We start from the raw sequence: 3,149 nt of genomic DNA on the forward strand, positions 1-3,149 counted from the left end.
GCGCTGCCGTACCTGCTGCTGCTCCCGGCGCTGCTGCTGGAGATCCTGATCCACCTGCTGCCGATCGTCATCGGCGTCGCGATGAGCTTCAAGGAGCTCACCCAGTTCTACCTGCGCGACTGGGGAGCCGCCCCGTGGCGGGGCCTGGAGAACTTCCGATTCGCGGTCGACTTCGACACACCGGCCGGCGAGTCACTGCTCAGGTCGTTCACGACCACGTGCCTGTTCACCGTCCTGTCCGTCGGCCTGTGCTGGCTGCTCGGCACCGCTGCGGCGGTCTTCATGCAGGAGACGTTCAAGGGCCGCGGCTTCCTGCGGGCCCTGTTCCTGGTGCCGTACGCGCTGCCCGTCTACGCCGCCGTCATCACCTGGTCGTTCATGTTCCAGCGCGACAACGGGCTGATCAACCATGTGCTCCACGACCAGCTGGGGCTCACCGACAGCCCTTCCTTCTGGCTGATCGGGGACAACAGCTTCTGGGCACTGCTCATCGTCTCCGTGTGGAAGGGCTGGCCGTTCGCCTTCCTCATCGTCATGGCCGGTCTGCAGAACATCCCCAGGGAGCTGTACGAGGCGGGAGCGCTCGACGGCGCCGGCGTGTGGCAGCAGATCCGCAAGATCACGCTGCCGTCGCTGCGGAGCGTCAACCAGGTGCTGGTGCTGGTGCTCTTCCTGTGGACGTTCAACGACTTCAACACGCCGTTCGTGCTGTTCGGCAAGTCGGCACCGGAAGCCGCCGATCTCATCTCCATCCACATCTACCAGTCGTCGTTCGCCACCTGGAACTTCGGCGCCGGCGCGGCCATGTCCGTGCTGCTGCTGCTCTTCCTGCTGCTGGTGACGGGCGTCTACCTCTTCTTCACCTCCCGCGGGAGGAAGGCCACCGATGCATAGCTCTCTCGAAACCGGCACCGCCGTGACCCGGTCCCCGATGGCCGCGCCGCGGTCCTTCGTGTGGTCGCGGCGGATCTTCCTGACCCTGCTGTCGGGCTTCGTGCTGCTGCCCGTGTACGTCATGGTCTCCAGCTCGCTCAAACCGCTGGAGGACGTGTCGAGCGAGTTCCGCTGGATGCCGAGCGGGCTGACGATCCGTCCGTACTTCGACATCTGGGAGACCGTCCCGCTGGCGAAGTACTTCGTCAACTCCCTGATCGTGGCGGGTGCGGCCACCGTCTGCTCGGTGATCATCGCGATCTTCGCCGCCTATGCCGTCAGCCGGTACCGCTTCCGGGGCAAGCGGCTGTTCACCGTGTCCGTGCTGTCGACGCAGATGTTTCCCGGCATCCTGTTCCTGCTGCCGTTGTTCCTGATCTTCGTCAACATCGGGAACACGACCGGTGTCGCCCTGTTCGGTTCACGCGGCGGGTTGATCCTCACCTATCTCACGTTCTCGCTGCCGTTCTCCATCTGGATGCTGATCGGCTACTTCGACTCGGTGCCCAGGGAACTGGACGAAGCCGCGCTGGTCGACGGCTGCGGGCCGCTGAAGGCCCTCTTGCGGGTCGTCGTGCCGGCGGCGATCCCGGGCATCGTCGCCGTCGCCGTCTACGCCTTCATGACGGCGTGGGGAGAGGTCCTCTTCGCGTCCGTCATGACCAACGACACCACGCGCACGCTCGCCGTCGGCCTCCAGGGCTACTCGACGCAGAACGACGTGTACTGGAACCAGATCATGGCCGCGTCCCTCGTGGTCTCCGTCCCCGTGGTGGCGGGCTTCCTCCTCCTCCAGCGCTATCTGGTCACCGGACTCACCGCCGGCGCTGTGAAGTGACCGGCGCTCCGCCGCGCCATCCCCTGATCCCTTGTCAGAAAGGACGTCCGTGACCGAGTTCACCGACCTCGCCGCCCTCCCGCAGGACTTCGCCTGGGGCACCGCCACCTCCGCCTACCAGATCGAGGGCGCGGTCGCCGAGGACGGCAGGTCGCCGTCCATCTGGGACACGTTCTCGCACACCCCCGGCAGGATCGCGGGCGACGACCACGGCGATGTCGCCTGCGACCACTACCACCGCTGGCGCGAGGACATCGCGCTGATGAAGCAGCTGGGGACCAACGCCTACCGCCTCTCCGTCGCCTGGCCCCGCGTCGTGCCGGGAGGTGACGGCGAGGTCAACGCCAAGGGCCTCGACTTCTACGACCAGCTCGTGGACGGACTGCTCGAGGCGGGCATCACCCCGTCCGTCACGGTCTACCACTGGGACCTCCCCCAGGCCCTTCAGGACCGGGGCGGCTGGCCGGAAAGGGACACCGCGCACCACCTCGCCGCGTACGCCTCCGCCGTCGCCGAACGGCTCGGCGACCGCGTCAAGCACTGGGCCACGCTCAACGAGCCGCTGTGTTCCGCGTGGATCGGGCACCTGGAGGGCCGGATGGCCCCCGGAGCGACCGATCTGACCGCCGCCGTCCGCGCCTCCTACCACCTGCTGCTCGGTCACGGCCTGGCCGCCGGGGCGATCCGGGCCGCGGCGCCCGGCGCACAGGTCGGGATCGTCAACAACCTGTCCACGGTGGCTCCCGCGAGCGACCGCGACGAGGACGTCGCGGCGGCCCGGCGGATGGACGGCCACACCAACCGGTGGTGGCTCGACCCCGTCCACGGCCGCGGTTTCCCCGCCGACATGCTCGAGGTGTACGGCGTCGAACTGCCCGAGCTGCCGGGCGATATGGAGACCATCGCCGCGCCGCTGGACTGGCTGGGGCTGAACTACTACTTCCCCGCGGTCGTCACCGACGATCCCACCGGTCCCGCGCCCTTCGCCCGGCAGGTCGAGCGTCCCGGCGTGCCGCGCACCGGCATGGACTGGGAGATCGACGCGAACGGCATCGAGGCGCTGCTGCTGCGGCTCACCGACGAGTACGGCGCGCGCAGGCTCTACGTCACGGAGAACGGCTCCGCCTACCCGGACGTCGTCCGTACCGACGGCAGCATCGACGACCGGGAGCGTGCCCGGTACCTGGAGGAGCACCTGGCCGCCTGTGCCCGCGCCGTCCGCAAGGGCGCCCCGCTGGCCGGCTACTTCGCCTGGTCCCTGCTGGACAACTTCGAGTGGGCGTACGGCTACGACAAGCGCTTCGGCCTCGTCCATGTCGACTACGCCACGCAGCGCCGCACGATCAAGGGCAGCGGCCACCGCTACACGGACATCATC

At 68.2% G+C, this 3,149-nt stretch carries 3 protein-coding genes; all 3 read left to right on the forward strand.

What is annotated here, in order from left to right; all coding sequences use genetic code 11:
• On the forward strand, positions 1–894 hold an 894-nt coding region (locus ACWGH4_RS33415), incomplete at its 5' end, for a carbohydrate ABC transporter permease (RefSeq protein WP_453467466.1).
• A 37-nt stretch (positions 895–931) separates the two neighbouring features.
• On the forward strand, positions 932–1,771 hold the full coding sequence (locus ACWGH4_RS33420; RefSeq protein WP_453467470.1) for a carbohydrate ABC transporter permease: 840 nt from the start codon (positions 932–934) through the stop codon (positions 1,769–1,771).
• A gap of 49 nt (positions 1,772–1,820) precedes the next feature.
• A partial coding sequence (locus ACWGH4_RS33425) for a GH1 family beta-glucosidase (RefSeq protein ID WP_453467468.1) occupies positions 1,821–3,149 on the forward strand: 1,329 nt, incomplete at its 3' end.

Source organism: Streptomyces sp. NPDC054847 (assembly GCF_053610925.1).